This is a genomic window from Bacillus cereus group sp. BfR-BA-01408 (genome assembly GCF_022663305.1).
GTDB classification, from domain to species: domain Bacteria; phylum Bacillota; class Bacilli; order Bacillales; family Bacillaceae_G; genus Bacillus_A; species Bacillus_A pacificus.
This window is the reverse complement of record NZ_JAKUFF010000018.1, coordinates 35,227-53,157: the sequence shown is the minus strand read 5'-3', so window position 1 is coordinate 53,157 and position 17,931 is coordinate 35,227. Positions and strand designations below refer to the sequence as shown.

Here is a 17,931-nt window from a genome sequence, read left to right as displayed (position 1 = left end):
GCCTTGCCATTTTAGCAAGGCTTTTCAATTTTCAGCAGGGATTTTTTGCAATTTGTTGTATTTCATAGTTATATAGGAATATAACTACATATTTAGAAAGGAAATGATTATGACAGAACTTAAAGATCGACTACAAGTAGCGGATAAAGAAAAATGGGATTTAACGGATATTTACGATACCATTGAAGATTTGGAAAGCGATTTTCATAAAATTGAAATATTAACGAAAGAATTACACGAGTTTAATGGAAATATTCACGATGGCAATAGTTTATTAGCCTATTTAACAAAGAGTGAAGAAATTTCTAGCATAATAACTTTAATGTTCGCTTATGCACGATTACAATCTGATCTTGATACACGCGATACTGACGCTCAATCTCTTGTCGATAAAGTAACACAATTACAAGTGAAAGTAAGTGCAGCTAAATCTTTCTTTTCTCCATTCTTACTTAGCGTAGATGAAAACACATTACAATCTTACATAGAAGAAGCAGAGGGCTTACAATATTATAAAGAAGACTTATTTGAATTATATCGTTATAAAAAACACGTATTGAATAAAGACCAAGAAGAGATTTTATCACAAATGGGCGAAGCGCTCTCCTCTCCGCAACATACATATGGCATGTTAAATAATGCAGATATACTATTTGGTGAAGTGACTACTAATGATGGAGAAAAAGTTACTTTAACAAGAGGAATGTATGCAAAGTTAATAGAAGATGAGAACCGTGAAAAACGTAAAGAAGCCTATAAAGCTTATTACAAACCATACGTTCAATTAAAGAATTCTATCGCTTCTACTTTATCTGCAGCTATTAAAAATAATGTTACTGTTTCTAAGCTAAGAAACTATCCATCAGCTTTAGAAAAATCATTATTTGGCGATATGGTTCCGAAAGAAGTATATGAAAACCTAATTGATACAACGAAAAAAAACATTCATTCTTTACATACTTATAATAAACTTCGAAAAGAAAAATTAAATGTAGATGAACTACGCCAGTACGATTTAAGTGTTGATTTAGTATCTGGTGTAAAACAGGACATTCCATACGATAGAGCGTTTGACATCATGATTGAATCACTAGCCCCTTTAGGTGAAGAATATATTGAAACATTAAAGAGCTTTAAAGATAAACGTTATATCGATGTGAGAGAAACGCCAGGAAAACGTTCCGGGGCTTATAACTTTGGTGTATACGGCGTTCATCCATTCATTCTTTTAAATCATCACGATGATTTAAATAGCCTTTTCACTCTTACTCATGAATGCGGGCACGGTATGCATACGCACTATTCACACGGATACCAACCAAGAATTTCTGCACACTATACTATTTTCGTCGCAGAAGTCGCTTCTACAGTAAATGAAGTGCTATTAATTCATCATTTATTAAAAGAAGCAAAAGATGCTGATGTACGTAACCATTTAGTAAATCACTTCATCGACAAATTTAAAGGCACTTTCTTTACACAAATCATGTTCGCTGAGTTTGAAAAAATCACACATGAAATGGCACAGCAAGGTAAACCATTAAATGCCCAAACCTTTAGCGAGGTTTACGAAAACTTGTTTAGAGAATATAATGGCGACTCCCTCGTATTTGACGAAGAAGTAAAATACGGATGGGCTAGAATACCGCATTTCTATCGTCCATTTTACGTGTACAAATATGCAACTGGATTCGCTTCTGCAATCCAAATTGCCGATAAGTTATTGAGCGGCGATCCAAATGCTCAAAAACATTATATTGAATTCCTTAAAGGCGGAAGTTCAGACTACCCATTAAACTTATTGAAAAAAGCTGGTGTTGATTTAACTACGCCAGAACCGATTGAAAGCGCATTAAATCGTTTTAGTGAACTTGTTGAAGAATTTTCAGCATTATAAAAAGCATGCAGAGTATATGCTCTGCATGCTTTCTCATTTGAATCACTTTATCCTCATGCTATTTTCGTAACTAAAAAACAAATTTGTGTCACATACTCTTCTACTAAACAATCACATTCGGGTCCCTTTATATAAACTTCATATGGATGACCATCTATTGTATAACCGTTCTTTTCCACCCACTCTTCTAATGCCATATAAGCATAACCTATATAGTCATAACTACCATAATGCAAAGTAGTAACAATTTGATGTTGATGTATCTTTTTTATTTCGCATCCTTGCAATTCATTTTTATCGTCACCATCCATAATCGGAATTCGTAATTCAATATCACTGTGACCCGGCATAAACTCTTCATCATAAAAAACTGTAGAAGGAGAGCCTACTATTTGCAAACTACTTTTTTGTACTTCTTCATATAAATCATAAAAATAATCATCCATATAATCTATATCTATTTGTAACCTTTGAGCAATTACTGTTATTTCATTTCTCATCCCAATTAATATATTGTAACTTCTATGACGAGCAATATTTAAAGCCGTATTCATATTTACCATCTCATTCATTTCAGAAATAACTTGTAAATTTTGTTTCACCTCATGAGACAACTCGATAATTTGCGCCTGCATATGGTGAATGAATGACTCTTGATCTGATGACTGCAGTATTACTTTAATTTTCGGCAAAGGAAACTTGTACTCCCTCAGCTTTTTAATTTTCAGTGCTATCTCTAGCTGCCCTTGCTCATAAAATCTATATCCATTTACCGGATTTACATATGCCGGTTTCAATATTTCCTCTTTATCATAATGCCTTAGCATCCGTGTACTCATTTTACAAATCCGAGAAAATTCAGTAATTGTATACATATACATACCCCTTGAATACATTTTCTTTTGTAAACTTTATTATTAAAACCAATCTAAAAACTTTCTAATTGAAGAACTTTCATTCTGATTGTTCAATTTTTTCATCTTTGAAGGTAACAAATGACTCGGACAATACCACGTTAAACAATTCATTGCGCCTCCCATGGTCGATATTTCTCCTACATGAATTTGAATAACTTGTTTCTCTGTATGTTGTTGAATATATCATAAAACTTCTCTATCTTTGGCAAGCCCAAACTTAGGGACGTAAAGAGCATCACATGTTTCCAACATATTTATATATAATCCTTTTGCCGACGCTATTTCTTGATCATATTGCCCTTTCTCTGTATATGAGGAAGGAACAACTATAAATTCAGCTTCTGGCATTTGCTCTTGAATAATCTCTTGAACATGATATCTAAATTCATGATCCCCTAAAAAATCACTAATAAACATCGTATGTTCATCAATAAATTTAACCATTCCGTCTGCGTGTGCCAGTACATCTCCTTCTTCAGCAGGAATAATAATAACCCGGCTTACATCTAAATCCCACTCTAATTGCTCAATAATTTCCTCTTCTGTCCAATCATCATTATCATCAAATATGCGTTCTGTTACTATAATGGTATCTTTTTTATTCCAAATCAGATTACCACCATCTAATATTAACGGGGACTTCACATATTCAAAGTCGTTCTTTTTCAACCATTTATTAAAATGTTGATCTAAATATCTCCCTTGATCACCTGGCAAATAATTTGGTCGATATTTAAATTTAACAAGATGATTCTTTACAACTGGCGCTACATCTCTTAGCCAAATATCATTATATTCAAAAAAGCTTGTATAAAAGTCTTGTTCTTCAACAGATAAAGAAATAAATTGATCTGTAGCTCCCTTTTTTTTATTTAAATTTTCATTAAAATAAATAATTTCTTCATAAAACGGTTCATAATATTCATTTGATTCATCTGGTATCGCAGTAAAAATAATTCCCTTTTGTTTTTGTTCCATTTTCTTTCCCTCGCTTTTTTATAGTAATTAAGTAGCCCACTCTTCCTCAACATTTCTTGGGTGGATATAGTACGGTGAAATATTATATATACAAAACCTTAGTTAAGCGAAAGATCGACTATTGACAGGATTTTAAAATACAATATTAAGAATTCATATGAAAGTATGAAATTTAATAATAGAATCATAATCCCTATCATTATGAAGCTAGTTAAGATTATCTCTTTCAATACCGTTACTCCCTTTTTGCAAAAAATAAAACATGACAAAATAGGCAAAGATAATATTTCACCTATTTTGTCTATATAGCAGCACAACGAAATTCCAATCTATTACTTCAATGCAATCGGTTGTTGTTGTGTCACACAATGAATCATACCGCCATTTTTATAAAGCTCTCTCACATCAATACCGACTACTTTACGATCTGGATATAATTTCTGAATCGTATCGTTTGCGATTTTATCATTCGGATCATTATAATTAGGCACCAACACTACTGTATTTCCAATATAATAATTGATATATGATCCCTTATAATCGAGAGTTTGTCCATTTTCTAATACAACCTTTTCTTTACTAAGCGGTAAGTATTCATACTTATATTTTTTCCTAAAGCATTTTTTGCATCTAACAATGTATCCATATCTTTATTAGATAAACCCCATTCGGCTAGGTCATCTTCTTTCATCGTTACAATGGTAGATTTATTATGGAATTTAGCAAACCCATCAATATGAAAATCAGTAATATCTAAATTAGGCACTCCGTCTAACCAAATAAAGTTTGTCACACCCAGGTCACTTATATATTTTTCAATTTCCTTTTCTGATAAATTAGGATTTCTATTTTTGTTCGTTACCGCACTTCGAGTTAATAAAGCAGTCCCATTGCTGTCTAATTCAATTGCGCCGCCCTCAAGGACAAATTTCCCCCAATCAATTCTTTCAATTCCTGATTGTTTACTCACATTTTCACGTATACGAGCATCATTTTTGTACGGCGTTTTCTTTCCCCACCCATTAAATGCTGGGTCTAATATTTTCAAATTTTTATTATTGTCATAAACAAAGATTGGTCCACTATCTCGTGCCCATACATCATCAGTAGGAGCGATAAAGAAATCAATTTTATCCATATTCAGTCCTTTATCTATTAAAAGTTTATTGATTCGCTCTTTCTCCTCCTCGTCGTATGCAACAATGTGGACTTTTTCCCCCTCAGTTAAAGCACTTGCCATCTTAACCCAAATCGGTTCAACTTCCTGCTTATACTCTTCACCATATGTGTATTCATGAGGCCATTGCAGCCATGTACCTTCATGTTTATCTTTTTCATCTGGCATCGTATATTTTCCGACGGTTTTCTGTATCTCTACTTTTTCTCCTTCTTTCCCCTTAGCATTTTCATTGTTCCCCTCAAAAGAGCATCCACTAACAATCGCTGTAGAGAGTGTAGCTATTAAACAAAACTTTATTGCTTTTTTCATTTTTCTAACCTCCTGTTTGTTACTTCAATAATGTAAAGCTTCACATAGTGTGAAGCTCAAGCTTTTTTACCGATGTAAAATTTACCAATTATTTTTCCGCATAAATTCATTACGTATAGATGAACTTCACACAGCAACTTTCCTATATTTAACATCCATATCATTTAACTTTCTATACAAAGTTATTCTAATATTCCCCTTTCATCATTACTTCTTCAGCAAACTTAACATCTCCAAACAAAAAAATCGGTATTGATAATTACATATCAATACCGATTTTCAAATTATTATTTTCCTTCTATTAAATCATTCGCCATTTTCCTAAACTCTTGATTAAATGCATCATTCATACCATTTTGAACGTTAGAGAATAATATGACAAACGTTTTTTTATCCCAGTTAAAATTATTAAAAGTATTCCACCCCGCTAATACGCCGTGGTTATGATAATAATCTGGATACGTATAGAAACTAAATCCATATCTTCTTGCAGGTGATGCCGTAAACATATCTAATACACTTTGTTTAGATAACAGCTTTCCATCCATTATTGCCTCATCTAATCTTTTCATATCTTCAACAGTTGTATACATTTCACCACACCCATACAACCAGTTCATTTTTAAGCGGGGTGCAGCTATTAATTCATTATCTTTTCTCGTATAACCTTCTGCTAAAAAAATATCTTCTGGGAGAGTCGCCCCCATTCCAGATTCATGCATGCCAGCAGAAGTAAAAATATTTTCTTTGACGTATTCAGCGAGCGGTTTATTCGTAATTTTTTCTACAATATATGCAAGCACCATGTAATTATAGTCTGTATATTTCCAGCCTGTCCCTGCAGGAAATTGCAATTTTTGCGCTCCAATCCACGTTACTAACTTTAAACGTGACCCTGCATCCACCCTACCTTGTCCTTGATCTGGCAAGCCAGATGTGTGTGTTAATAGATTTCGTAACGTAATGTTTTTATCTGCTGGAAACGATGGAATATACTTATTTACATTGTCTTCAATGTTTAATTTCCCTTTTTCTTTTAGCTGCATAATAGATATTGCAACGACCGTTTTCGTAATAGAACCAATACGATATTTCGTTCTTGGCGTTGTTACTACTTTATCTTTCACATTCGCATATCCATAACCTTTTCGTAAAATCACATGATCTTTACTAGCTACAAGAACGCTCCCATTAAATCCTTTATCTTTTAAATATTGATCTAGTTTTCCAGCTACAGCTTCATAGCGTTTTTTCTCAGTTGCATCAACTTCTTGCATATCGTCCTTTTGCTTACTATTTAAATTAGAAAATGCCTTTATATCATATTTCTTACCTTTATTTGCATGTATTAGTGCAACGACACTCCCACAAAAAATAGCAAAAACAAAGAAAACGATTAACCATTTCTTTAGCATAATAGGAACCCTCTTTTATATAGTTTCACTTAACGTACATCCATTCTGTTCTATATCTTTTTATTTTCAAATATTTTATAATACTACCTATTATTCACCTAAATGAACTAGATTCCTTTTTCTCATATTCAGTTTTTAGCTACTCTCTATTGTATTTCTTTCTTGCAAAATTTCCACCTTACAATCGGATGCACCCTACTATAATTTCAACATCTTATGTAACATTTGTTACACACGATAAGAAACGGAGTTGTTACGATGAAAAATACTGACAAACGCAATCGCTTAAATGATAGGATATTTCATTACAGGGTAACAAAAAATAACATAGTTTTAATTGAATATTACATAAAACAGATTATAATATTAAAAGGAAATGACGCTAACAAATTTTTATACAAAATAAATCATGCACATAATGATACAGAAAAACAACTCATTATGGCTAAAGTAACAGGCAATTTCGAAAGAGAAAATGAACGTAACTGAAAATGAATCTCATTTATATTTTAATTATACAACATATAAAAAAGAAATGTCGCTCATTCGGCATTTCTTTAGACTTTCTTCATAAAAAATTTACATTGCTAACTTTCTTTTATTTTTTGTTTTTTCTATATAAACTGACTGCTGAGATACATAGTAATACTACTATACACAACCACGCATACGTATACCCTTTCTTATCTACAATATAACCAAATAAAATAGGTGCAACAATAATAGCAATTTGATTGAATGTAAGTGCCAAACTAACTGTTATCCCAACAGAATCTTCCCTAGCCAACTCAGCAACTTCGGCTATAAAAAGACTAAACCATCCAATTGAAAAGAAACCTAGCAATGCACTTACACCATACAATACTCCACTCGTTACTGTATGTATGCTCATTACTAACAATAGAATTAAGCCGATAGAAGCACAGACAGCTATAAATAATGGCGTGCGCCGATTTCCATTATAAAACAAATCACTAATAGACGCTAATATAACACGGCCAATCATTCCAGAAAAGAACATAACTGAAAATACTGTTCCGGCTACAATAGATGTGATAGATTGTTCCTTTACTAAAAATTTCATAAAGTGTCCAACTAACACCATTTGCAATGAAATCATACAAATACCCGTTATATATATTGGATACAACTCTTTTTTACATATCACTACTTTTAGCTGCGTCCAAAAAGAAATTTTAATATGTTCTTTCCTTGCTTCCTCCTGTACATATGACTCTTTATAAAACACAAAAAATAATAATCCTCCAATTATACAAATGCATGCAATACTATTGATCGCGTAAGTCACATTATATTGTATTGTTAGAAACGGGATTAGCACTCCCGCTAACGCGCCACCAATCGGTATACCAGCTTGCCTTATCCCCATCGCTAACCCACGATTTTCTTTTGGGAACCATTTTAAAATCACTTTACTTCCTCCTGGCTGGGAAACACTATAAAACATGCCCATTAATAAAAGTACAAATAATAACCCATTAAATCCATTTACTATATTAGTCAGTAAAAGTGAACTCCCTAGCAAAAATGAACTGATAGAAATTAATATTTTTTCATTATATTGATCAAGTAGCCGACCGACAAAAAGCATACAAAATAACGGCCCAACATTTACAACACTTACTAACAATCCACTCTCCGTATTCGTAAGTGCATATTCTTCTTTCCAAAATAAAGCGAAAACCCCGACACCATACGTTATAAGTGTCGCTGTTGTTTGAGCAATCGTCGCAACAATTAACATAACCCATTTATAAGTACGATTCACCCTTTCTTCAATCAACATAATAATCCCTCCCCCCTTCCATTGTATGAAAGTTCTGATATCATATAAAATAAAGATTCATCATATAATCCATCAAAAAAATTGATACCTTTTCGGAGGGATGATACGTGGACATAAAAGATTTAACTGTATTTTACGAGGTCGCGAAGGAAAATAATATTTCTCACGCAGCGAAAAATTTGAACTACGTACAATCAGGCGTAACAATGCGTATGAAACAACTAGAAAATGAATTAGGCGTGCCTTTATTTTACCGTAACGGAAAAGGTGTAACTTTAACTTCTAACGGTGAGATTTTATTAACGTACGCCAAACAAATTATCCACTTAATGGATCAATCTATAAAAGCGGTTCAAAGTAATGGAACTGATCCTAAAGGCACTTTGACAATCGGATGTACAGAATCTACAACTGCGGTAAGGCTCCCCTCTATATTAACGGCCTACTATGAGAAATACCCAAAAGTCGATTTAATTTTAGAAACAAATACGACTGAACAACTAATTAAGCTTGTATTCGAGCGAAAACTAGACGGAGCGTTTATAGCTGGCTCTACTCAGCATGCTGAACTCCATACAACTGTATTTCATGAAGAAGAATTGGTTCTTATTAGTAAAAAACCTTTGTCCTCTCTTACAGACATAGAAGATATGAATTTACTTGCTTTTAGTCACGGGTGCTATTATAGAAGTTTATTAGAAGACTGGCTTCAAGAAGAAGACATCTCACCTAAACGAGTTTTAGAATTCGGGACAATCGAAGCTATACTTGCATGTGTAAAATCAAGTATGGGCGTAGCGATTATGATGAAATCAATTTTAAAGGGGCATGAACATGACGTATCATTCAATCCTTTACCCAATAGCTTCAAAAAAGTTCCTACTACTTTCATTACTAGAAACGATATATTTCGCTCAGCTGCATTACAAAAATTTATGGAGATGACTCACAATGCATGAAAAGAAAATACGTGGTATGAAACGAAAAACAAACACTATGATTAAGCGCATTGAGGAACATACAAAAACGTTCCCTTCTACTTTCTATAACGATGAATATTGGTATATGCCTTTACCAGTTTCTCAAGCTTTTATCGAGTCTCATAAAACACCTAGAAAAGTAAAACGATTATGTATACAAACCTTAATAGATCGAGTAAATCATTTAATAAAAATAAAACCAAGTGATACACATACATATCGAGTTGTTACTATAATTTCTATAGAAAATTTATGGAGATCGCAAATTATCGTATTTAAAAACGATGACTACTTTCAAATTTTTTTCAATAGAAATAATGAATTTCAAACATGGATCCCTCTTTCAATTGAAATTAATTTTTGGGAAACTTGGGGAATTTCAATTTGCCCTACTGCCCAAATGTTGCACTTTCTAGAAGTCATTTATGATGAAGATGCAATCGATAAAAAAGAGATTTGGTTTATTGGAGAGTTATCTTAAAAGGGGTACTTTCAAATGAAAAGCTTCCCTTTTTCCACTTAATAAAATCGCTATATAATGAATTTATCGTTTTACTTTATAGGAGGTTTTCAAATGGTAATACCTAAATATCCTGATGTCCCTACTCTTACGAAAAAACAAATCGATCAAATTACAGAAATCGTTTTTCTAAAAGAAATAACAACACAAAAATGTGATGCTATTTTCGTTTTCGGCGGTTCTCATCCCGGCAATTGGCAAGCTCCTCTAGAAGCTTACCGACAAGGTTTAGGAAATCAAATTATCGTTACAGGTGGTACTAGTTTGCATGGCATGAAACATCCGAGCTGGAATTACGGGGATTTGTCAGATGCAGAAGTAATTGTAACTAAATTAATTGAACATGGCGTACCAAAAGATGCTATCATGTTCGAGAAAAACTCCCTCCATTCTATCGCTAATGTAATAGAAGCGAAAAAGATTTTTGATTTTACAAAGATTAATCAGCTACTATTTGTTTGCAAAAGCTTAGGCGCTGGTCGGCAATACAGAGTATTAAAAAAACATTTACCTAAAACTATTACTTGTATCCCATATACATTTGATACAAGTTTCGATGGTGAGTTTATAATTAATAGATATAATTGGATGGAAAATGAGAAAAGCCGCTCTATGATTTTTGGAGAATACTTGAGAAATATTTGCTACGGTAGAAAAGGCGGCATTGAGCCACCTGAAAATGAGGTTGAAGGTTTAGAAGAATATGTATCCTACTACTATAATCTAGCATAATAGAAAAAGGTATACCAAAACCTCGGTATACCTTTTCTCCTATTTATTTTTCTTTTAACACACTATGTAATCGATCAGGATAATTTGTAAACATTCCTGTAGCACCCCATTTCATTAACAATCTCATATCTGGTTTCTCATTAATTGTATAAGGGTGAATTAACAGACCATTATTTCTAGCCATTTTCATATATGACTCATCAATAATTAGTTCTCCGTTATCATTGCGTAAGTTCGGTCCAATACCAACTGCATACTTTTTAATTTCTTGAAAATCTTCATTTGTTACACGTTTCGGTTCATGTGTAATGCCAGACCATTCAACAATCTCATTGTTTTCATTTGGATAATACCAAAGCAGTTGAACTAACGGAATATTTTTATTCATACTATGAATCTTTGTTAAACTATCTTTACTAAATGACTGAATCATAACACGGCTAGAAGACATGTTTTGACCTACTAAATTATATTTTTTTAATAAAGCTAATAATTTCTCTTCCATTCCTGGATACACATCTGGTGATTTTGTTTCAATGTAATACTTCATGCTTCTTCCGTACTTTTGGAAAATTTCTTCAAGAGTCGGAACCTTTTGACCAACGTACTCTTGCTTAGCCTTTTCTGGATAAGCTTTATTGAACCAAGATCCTGCATCTAAGCTTTTTATTTCACTTAATGTTTTATCTCGTACTTCACCTGTTCCATTTGTAGTGCGATCAACTGCTGTATCATGCATTGCAATCAACTGGCCGTCCTTAGTTAACTGAATATCTAATTCCAAATAATCCGCTTTCATTTTTTTCACAAGATCATAAGAAGCAAAAGTATGCTCAGGTGCATGTCCACTTGCTCCGCGATGTGCAATATTTAAAAACTTATTCGTATTCCATTCATGCTTCCCTTCTGCTTTCGCATGAACAGCTCCCCCAGCAAAGATACTTCCCGTCATAAAGAAGATAACTAACACGCTAATAATTTTTCTCATCCTTCTAATCCTTCCTACGCTGCAAATTTCAACAAGTTAATGAGATTTACACGAAATAGAAGATATACTTTCATCATTTTTATAAGTTTATATTAAAATTCCAATCTTACAAATATAATTCCCCTATGTTATTACTATACTATTTATTTTCCATATCCCCCCTATTCACATGTAACTTCCTATTGATTACAGTTCATCAATAAAAAAAGCCATAAATTATTTAAAGGACACTTCTGTATCCCTAAATAAATTTATGGCTTATCTCAAATATCTCCGGCCTCGATTAACTTGTCGAAATTAATCATACCAAACCTATTAATATTTGTGAATATTATTTAAATAGATATTTTCTATACTAAAGCAAACGGCGGCATTAACTGCGGACCCTTTCCCATACGTGCCAACACCCAATCATCGTAATACCACATTTCCGTTTGACGACGACTCATCATATAATCCCAGCGTACTTCACGCTCAAATTCGATGATTTGTCCGTCGCCTCCAATTGTCACCCAGTTAAAACTCCCATTATCATGCATCATTTTCACCCATAAAACAGGAAAAGTAACAATTTCTCCTTCACCTTTATACTGTCTCGTTTGTTTTTCTATACGAATTAAAGTTAAACCACTTGCATATTGTTGATCAACCTTTTCCATTACATCCATTGCTATTTGTTCAGCATCATCTTTACGAGGCAGTTTATTTGAGTATACCGGCATCATATTCGTATAACTTAATAAACACTTATCATTTTGAGTAGTAATGGTTGTAATATGAGCACCGCCATAATGTAACAACTCTTCCGCCTGATAGCGCTTGATGAAAACTTGTACACCGTCACGTAATTCTTCATGCTCCCGTACTAACTTTACATACTTCGGAAGTGGTAATAACATTGACACTTCTTTACTACAATTTTGAAAAGTATTATATTGATTCGCCATTTAACATCTCTCCCTTATATATAATTCCTCTGGAACATGTGTAAGAAATTCCGTTAGCTCCCCGGCATAATATACATATAATTCATGCATCGCCCTCGTACATGCTGTGTAAAATAAATTGCGTTCAGACTCCCTATAATAACTTTCATGAGAAGCATCAAATATAATAACAGCGTCAAATTCTATCCCTTTCGCCAAATAAGCAGGAATAACAACAACGCCTTTCTCATAAGTTGTATTCTCTTTTTTCATAAGATGGACGTGTAATGTATTCCCTATTAACTCCATCACTTTCATACATTCTTCATTTGTTTTACAAATAACTGCAATCGTTTTATGTCCTTTTTCTTCTAACTCTTTCACCTTAAAAATCATATTTTCTACATGCTCTCGTTCATCACTTACTTTTATATAAACGGGCTTCTTACCATCCCTGTTAAAAGCTTCAATATCATTTCCATTTGGAATCATACACTTTGTAAATTCAATGATTGGTTTTGTCGATCGATAACTCCGGTTAAGCTGGACTGTTTCTACTTTACGATTTGCAAATAATGCGGAGATAAAATTGTTCTCTCTATTGTAATCATGAGAGAAAATATTTTGATTGAGATCACCAAGTAATGTCCATTTCGCCTTCGGAAATAGTCGTTTTAGAAATGCTAATTGAAAGGATGTATAATCCTGCACTTCATCGATGAATACAAATTTCACAAGATGATTCGTTTTAAAACCTTCAAGTAATTCTTTTAAAAATAAATACGGCGTAACATCTTCATTTGCTAGCTGTTTATCCTTCAAACGCTTCACTGTCTGCTTACATATATCTTCCCAGCAATCTGGTACGAAAATATCTTTCTGCTTACTTTCAAATAACTGCTCAAAAATTGCAGGATGATTTACAAAAGCAAATTTTTTCACCTTTCTACGTAGCGAACGAAAATGTTTCTTCACTACATATTTCGTTAATAACTCATGTTCTTTCTCATAATAATCAAATTGATTATCTTTCTCTATTTTTTCATATATGCGATTGTAATCTTCTTTATTTAAATACTGAACTTCTCGTTCCACCCAATCTTTTTTCGCTTCTATCTTTTCAAAATCATTTAACTTCCGAAGAACCCATTCCATTGTAAGTTGCATTCGATTCGGTATAGCAATAGACATGTCTAGACTATAAAAATAATCACATATGGATTTTGCTTTTATAAGTACTTCACTTTTACATGTAACATCATGAAAGTGTAAACCTTTTTCCCCTAGACTTTTCGCGTATTTCTCAAGTAGTCCCATAAATTCAACCGAGGATTTATATTGAATTCCCTTCACTCTAGTTTCATACGTACTTTCATGCTTCTTCGTTAATACGTATTCTAACTGCGCAAATGAATCTTCTACAGTAAAGCTTTTTCCAATCACATGTTCCACATACGCTTGAAACGTCGTTTGTTGCATATTCTCTTCCCCAAGCTCTGGCAAAACGTTTGCAATATAACTATTGAACAACTCATTCGGAGAAAACAGTAACATTTGATCCGCATAAACCGTGCCGCGGTAATGATACAATAAATAAGCAACGCGCTGCAGTGCCGCTGAAGTTTTCCCGCTCCCAGCAGTTCCTTGCACAATTAACACATCACTTTTATCGTTTCGAATAATTTGATTTTGTTCTCTTTGTATTGTCGTTACAATGCTTTTCATTTGTTCACTTGCATTTCGTCCCAGTGCTTCTTGTAATAATTCATCACCTATCGTCACACCTGTATCAAACATACTTTGAATCGTTCCGTTTCGAATCATGTATTGACGTTTTAAAAGCAAATCACCTGAAATCGTACCTATTGGCGCTTTATACTGTGCCCTGCCTAAAGTGTAATCATAATAAAGACTCGAAATAGGTGCTCGCCAATCATATACTAAAAACTCATCATTTTCTTTATCATAAAAAGAGCCGATACCGATATACATTTCATCGGCATCCGCTTCATCATCTTCTTTAAAATCAATCCGGCCAAAATACGGCGTTTCTTTTATTTTCATTAAAAGGTTATATTCATTTTTCGTATGACGATGTGTATGTTCTCTTTCAGCGAGAAGCTCTGCCTCTTGCCTAATACTCGCCGCCGTTTCAACCGCTTCTTTAATATTATCTATATTTACTTTTACATCTTCCCAAAAGTTTTTTCTAATACTAACAATTTCAGACTTCACCGATCCAACTCGGCCATCAAGCTCTTTCAGTTCTTCATCTACTTTTTCAATGACTATATTTACACGTTTTTTCTCTTCTTTATAATGACTCATATAATCTCCCCTTCTCATACTGTTTGAAAGCCTTATATGATACGTAACTTTTTACTTTCGAAAAATGCCACAGGTAACAATCTCCCATGACTTTTGGAACTCTTCGTTTATCCTCTCTTCTTTCCATCTCTCAGAAAAGGCAGGATGATAAAACACTGAAAGTAACCAAAATAGCGTATGCGCTAAAAACAAACTATCTTGTTTTTCAATCTCATTGCGCTCTATCCCGCGATTTATCACATTCTCCAGTTGTCCAACTAATCTTTCTTCATGCTTTTGAATTACCTTATTCTTTTGCTGCACTAATGAACTATTCAATGTAAATAACTCTTCGTTTTCCAGCAACTCTTTCTTTTTAAGCTGAAATAAACGAAAGAACCACTCTTGTAAAATGCTTTCCGTCTCTCCATCTTTTCCTGCAATTTTCTCAAGCTGATCCGAGTATTTGAACAGCCACCTTTCTAAAATAGCATCGCGCAGCGTTGCCTTACTCCGAAAATAAGAATATAAAGCTGCATGACTAACATCAAGTGACTTCGCAATACTAACAAGTGTCGTTCTGCTCCATCCATATTTCATTAACTCTTTTTCCGCTGCATCTAAAACAACATTTTTCGTTAACGCCTTATCTGTCATTTTTCTCACCGTCCATTTTATTTACATAACAATATCATTCCAATAACAACTTACATTTTTTATTTTTTGTAAGTTAAGTGCAAAAAAATACTATTTCAATTAGGTTATAAGATTAACACATCCTCTTTCAACTTACAATATTTTTATTTTGTAAGTTGAAAGCATAATAGAAGAATTGCCTTATATAAGACAATTCTTCCTCGTTACTTAAAAATTACATAATAAATGATTCATTACTTCATTAAGTACTGCATCTGGATTTGCTACCTCTTTTTCCAAACGCCATCCTATAAAACCATCTGGTCTAATTAATACAGCTCCGCCATTCTCTATCCCATATAATTTACTAAAAATATCTTCTTGAGCAATAAAGTCTCCACTTCCCCCTACTCGATACAGTTTAATATTTATTCCTAATTTAGATGAAACATCAAATACAGCTTCAGCCCAAGAGCTATTGTCTACTCCAGTAAGTAATACAAAATTGTTACCAAATAAGTCTAATATAGAAGCTTCTTTCCCTTTATACATCCCCCAAAAGTGCGGCGCTCGCGTTCCAGGTCTCCCGTTCAACTCTACGCTATCCATTCTATGTGGAGTGACTGAGTCATCTATAATCGCCTCTGAACAATACTGATATCCAACTGTAACAGCTAAACCATCCATATTATTCAAACTGCCTTCCTCTCTATTCGCAGCACGAAACAGTAAACTACTCGCATAATCTGTCGTTAATTTTGCAACAGGATATCTCTCTTCATGATATGTTTCTAACAATTTTGGTTTTGCCTTGCCTTTTATAACAGCCGCTAATTTCCAAGCTAAATTGTGCGCATCTTGTATTCCTGTATTGGAACCAAACCCTCCAGTTGGCGGCATAATATGTGCAGAATCGCCAACTAAAAAAACGCGATTATCTTGAAATTTTGTAGCAGTACTTTCAGTCGCTTCCCACGGTAAAACACTTACTATTTCTGACTCAACATTTGTACTTCCAATTGCGGTTTGAATAATTTGTTTACAACGTTCTATAGTGAAATCCTCTGGTCTCTCTCCTTTTAATGGATCATAGGATACATGGTAAATCCATCTTTTTTCGTTATCGACTGGAATGAGCGCACCAAGAACTTCCGGATGAAGTACCATAGTAAAACCAAATGCATCTCCTTGTATAAACTCACTTAAATCCGCTTCAAAATAAATATTCATATAATAACCGCCAATGGTTCCACGACCCTCAGTTGTAATCCCTAATTCCTTACGTATTTTACTTTTTGCTCCATCTGCTGCAATTACATAATCACAATGAATAATACTTTCTTCTTCCGTTTCGCGATTCCGAATCGTTGCGATTACCCCTTGCTCATTTTGTTCATAAGAAACTAATTCATGATAAAAAGATAATTCTCCGCCTAATGTTCTCGCTTCTTGTAACATCATCTTTTCCAAAGTAATTTGATAACAAGCAGTTTGTTTTGATGGACTAATCTCTTCTATTTTCTGAAGTAACTTTTCATCATTTTCATACTGATTCGCCCTCATTTGTGCCAATTCTTCCTGATTCGCCTCAGCTATTGTATGAACCGCTATTCTTCCTCGGCAATTTTCTAACGCTTTACCCGCTGATCTAATTCTTTGTTCTAAACCTAATTCTCGAAATAACTCCATCGTACGAAAAGTAATTCCACCCGCTTTTGGATGAATTGCAGTAGACGGATGCCTTTCAATAAGTAAGTACTTAATGTTATGTTTTGCAAGGAATAACGCAGATGCTAATCCTGATAATCCCCCTCCAACAATTAAAACTGGTACATCATTCGATTTCATATATTTATCCTCCACATCATTGTTCTGAGCTCAGTGACATAAATATAATCAAAAAAACAACAAAAATATAGACTTATATTTCATTTTAAAGTATCATATAGATAGATTACGCCCCAAATTACTTTTACTCTTTCATATATCTATAATCCGCTTGTATTATGTATGTATGAAAGAGTAAAACGAAACAACTCACTTTAAAATAATAAAAACATGATAAGCGGTCGTAACCCTAAAAATTATACAGGGTTACGACCGCTTAATTTTTTGTTCAATGGCTTAACTATCCTCATCTAGAAACAACGTATTATTAAATCATTTTCTATTTTAAAACTTTATCCATTCCAATATGTAATTCTTTTCTACCCCCTTTATCATTTTCAACATAAAAAATTCATTCGTCTCGATTTTCTTTCCCAATATTGCAGTTCATACAACAATTATGTAGCATTACGGTATCGAAATAATGGTCCATCATTTTAAACCTTTCGACT

General features: G+C 33.5%; 13 protein-coding genes and 2 pseudogenes. 5 read left to right on the top strand and 10 right to left on the bottom strand.

Going from position 1 to position 17,931, the window contains the following annotated elements; all coding sequences use genetic code 11:
- Positions 1–109: 109 nt before the first annotated feature.
- Positions 110–1,897, top strand: a complete 1,788-nt coding sequence (pepF, locus tag MR083_RS10850; protein WP_242269227.1) for an oligoendopeptidase F — start codon at positions 110–112, stop codon at positions 1,895–1,897.
- A 53-nt stretch (positions 1,898–1,950) separates the two neighbouring features.
- Here the strand turns inward: pepF and MR083_RS10845 are convergent, their stop codons facing one another.
- The 4 genes and pseudogenes from MR083_RS10845 to MR083_RS10830 all read right to left on the bottom strand — a co-directional run bounded on the left by MR083_RS10845 (position 1,951) and on the right by MR083_RS10830 (position 6,696).
- A complete protein-coding gene (locus tag MR083_RS10845) occupies positions 1,951–2,772 on the bottom strand; it encodes a MerR family transcriptional regulator (protein ID WP_242269225.1) in 822 nt (273 codons plus the stop codon).
- Positions 2,773–2,814: 42 nt separating this feature from the next.
- Positions 2,815–3,792 (bottom strand): annotated as a pseudogene (locus MR083_RS10840) (agmatine deiminase family protein).
- A 332-nt stretch (positions 3,793–4,124) separates the two neighbouring features.
- Positions 4,125–5,281: pseudogene (locus tag MR083_RS10835) on the bottom strand (agmatine deiminase family protein).
- Positions 5,282–5,568: 287 nt separating this feature from the next.
- Positions 5,569–6,696: a serine hydrolase domain-containing protein gene (locus MR083_RS10830; RefSeq protein ID WP_016718158.1), complete on the bottom strand. Its 1,128-nt coding sequence runs from the start codon at positions 6,694–6,696 to the stop codon at positions 5,569–5,571.
- A 258-nt stretch (positions 6,697–6,954) separates the two neighbouring features.
- Here MR083_RS10830 and MR083_RS10825 point away from each other — a divergent pair, with 258 nt between their 5' ends.
- On the top strand, positions 6,955–7,185 hold the full coding sequence (locus MR083_RS10825) for a hypothetical protein (protein WP_242269224.1): 231 nt from the start codon (positions 6,955–6,957) through the stop codon (positions 7,183–7,185).
- A gap of 109 nt (positions 7,186–7,294) precedes the next feature.
- Here the strand turns inward: MR083_RS10825 and MR083_RS10820 are convergent, their stop codons facing one another.
- Complete coding sequence (locus MR083_RS10820; RefSeq protein WP_000904348.1) at positions 7,295–8,503, bottom strand: MFS transporter; 1,209 nt, start codon at positions 8,501–8,503, stop codon at positions 7,295–7,297.
- 107 nt (positions 8,504–8,610) lie between these two features.
- Here MR083_RS10820 and MR083_RS10815 point away from each other — a divergent pair, with 107 nt between their 5' ends.
- The 3 genes from MR083_RS10815 (at position 8,611) to MR083_RS10805 (ending at position 10,735) form a co-directional block, all read left to right on the top strand.
- On the top strand, positions 8,611–9,462 hold the full coding sequence (locus tag MR083_RS10815) for a LysR family transcriptional regulator (RefSeq protein ID WP_000351705.1): 852 nt from the start codon (positions 8,611–8,613) through the stop codon (positions 9,460–9,462).
- A complete protein-coding gene (locus MR083_RS10810) occupies positions 9,455–9,964 on the top strand; it encodes a DUF3916 domain-containing protein (protein WP_000544604.1) in 510 nt (169 codons plus the stop codon). Before MR083_RS10815 ends, MR083_RS10810 begins: the two co-directional genes overlap by 8 nt.
- A 93-nt stretch (positions 9,965–10,057) precedes the next feature.
- Positions 10,058–10,735: a YdcF family protein gene (locus tag MR083_RS10805; protein ID WP_242269222.1), complete on the top strand. Its 678-nt coding sequence runs from the start codon at positions 10,058–10,060 to the stop codon at positions 10,733–10,735.
- A 43-nt stretch (positions 10,736–10,778) separates the two neighbouring features.
- Here the strand turns inward: MR083_RS10805 and MR083_RS10800 are convergent, their stop codons facing one another.
- The 5 genes from MR083_RS10800 to MR083_RS10780 form a co-directional block, all read right to left on the bottom strand.
- Positions 10,779–11,723, bottom strand: coding sequence for a glycerophosphodiester phosphodiesterase (locus MR083_RS10800; protein WP_001226336.1), 945 nt, complete (start codon positions 11,721–11,723; stop codon positions 10,779–10,781).
- A 350-nt stretch (positions 11,724–12,073) separates the two neighbouring features.
- The gene (locus tag MR083_RS10795; protein ID WP_000013356.1) at positions 12,074–12,670 is read right to left on the bottom strand and encodes a hypothetical protein; all 597 of its coding nucleotides are present in this window, start codon (positions 12,668–12,670) and stop codon (positions 12,074–12,076) included.
- Positions 12,671–14,977, bottom strand: a complete 2,307-nt coding sequence (gene helD / locus MR083_RS10790; RefSeq protein ID WP_000020212.1) for an RNA polymerase recycling motor HelD — start codon at positions 14,975–14,977, stop codon at positions 12,671–12,673.
- 51 nt (positions 14,978–15,028) lie between these two features.
- On the bottom strand, positions 15,029–15,613 hold the full coding sequence (locus MR083_RS10785; RefSeq protein ID WP_000129988.1) for a TetR/AcrR family transcriptional regulator: 585 nt from the start codon (positions 15,611–15,613) through the stop codon (positions 15,029–15,031).
- Positions 15,614–15,820: 207 nt separating this feature from the next.
- Positions 15,821–17,440, bottom strand: a complete 1,620-nt coding sequence (locus tag MR083_RS10780) for an FAD-dependent oxidoreductase (protein ID WP_000839986.1) — start codon at positions 17,438–17,440, stop codon at positions 15,821–15,823.
- Positions 17,441–17,931 lie beyond the last annotated feature (491 nt).

What these genes read in the sequence shown, in the direction of transcription:
- pepF (WP_242269227.1), top strand. Translation starts at nt 110, where the DNA reads ATGACAGAACTTAAAGATCGACTACAAGTAGCGGATAAAGAAAAATGG.
- MR083_RS10845 (WP_242269225.1), bottom strand. Translation starts at nt 2,772, where the DNA reads ATGTATACAATTACTGAATTTTCTCGGATTTGTAAAATGAGTACACGG.
- MR083_RS10830 (WP_016718158.1), bottom strand. Translation starts at nt 6,696, where the DNA reads ATGCTAAAGAAATGGTTAATCGTTTTCTTTGTTTTTGCTATTTTTTGT.
- MR083_RS10825 (WP_242269224.1), top strand. Translation starts at nt 6,955, where the DNA reads ATGAAAAATACTGACAAACGCAATCGCTTAAATGATAGGATATTTCAT.
- MR083_RS10820 (WP_000904348.1), bottom strand. Translation starts at nt 8,503, where the DNA reads ATGTTGATTGAAGAAAGGGTGAATCGTACTTATAAATGGGTTATGTTA.
- MR083_RS10810 (WP_000544604.1), top strand. Translation starts at nt 9,455, where the DNA reads ATGCATGAAAAGAAAATACGTGGTATGAAACGAAAAACAAACACTATG.
- MR083_RS10805 (WP_242269222.1), top strand. Translation starts at nt 10,058, where the DNA reads ATGGTAATACCTAAATATCCTGATGTCCCTACTCTTACGAAAAAACAA.
- MR083_RS10800 (WP_001226336.1), bottom strand. Translation starts at nt 11,723, where the DNA reads ATGAGAAAAATTATTAGCGTGTTAGTTATCTTCTTTATGACGGGAAGT.
- MR083_RS10795 (WP_000013356.1), bottom strand. Translation starts at nt 12,670, where the DNA reads ATGGCGAATCAATATAATACTTTTCAAAATTGTAGTAAAGAAGTGTCA.
- helD (WP_000020212.1), bottom strand. Translation starts at nt 14,977, where the DNA reads ATGAGTCATTATAAAGAAGAGAAAAAACGTGTAAATATAGTCATTGAA.
- MR083_RS10785 (WP_000129988.1), bottom strand. Translation starts at nt 15,613, where the DNA reads ATGACAGATAAGGCGTTAACGAAAAATGTTGTTTTAGATGCAGCGGAA.
- MR083_RS10780 (WP_000839986.1), bottom strand. Translation starts at nt 17,440, where the DNA reads ATGAAATCGAATGATGTACCAGTTTTAATTGTTGGAGGGGGATTATCA.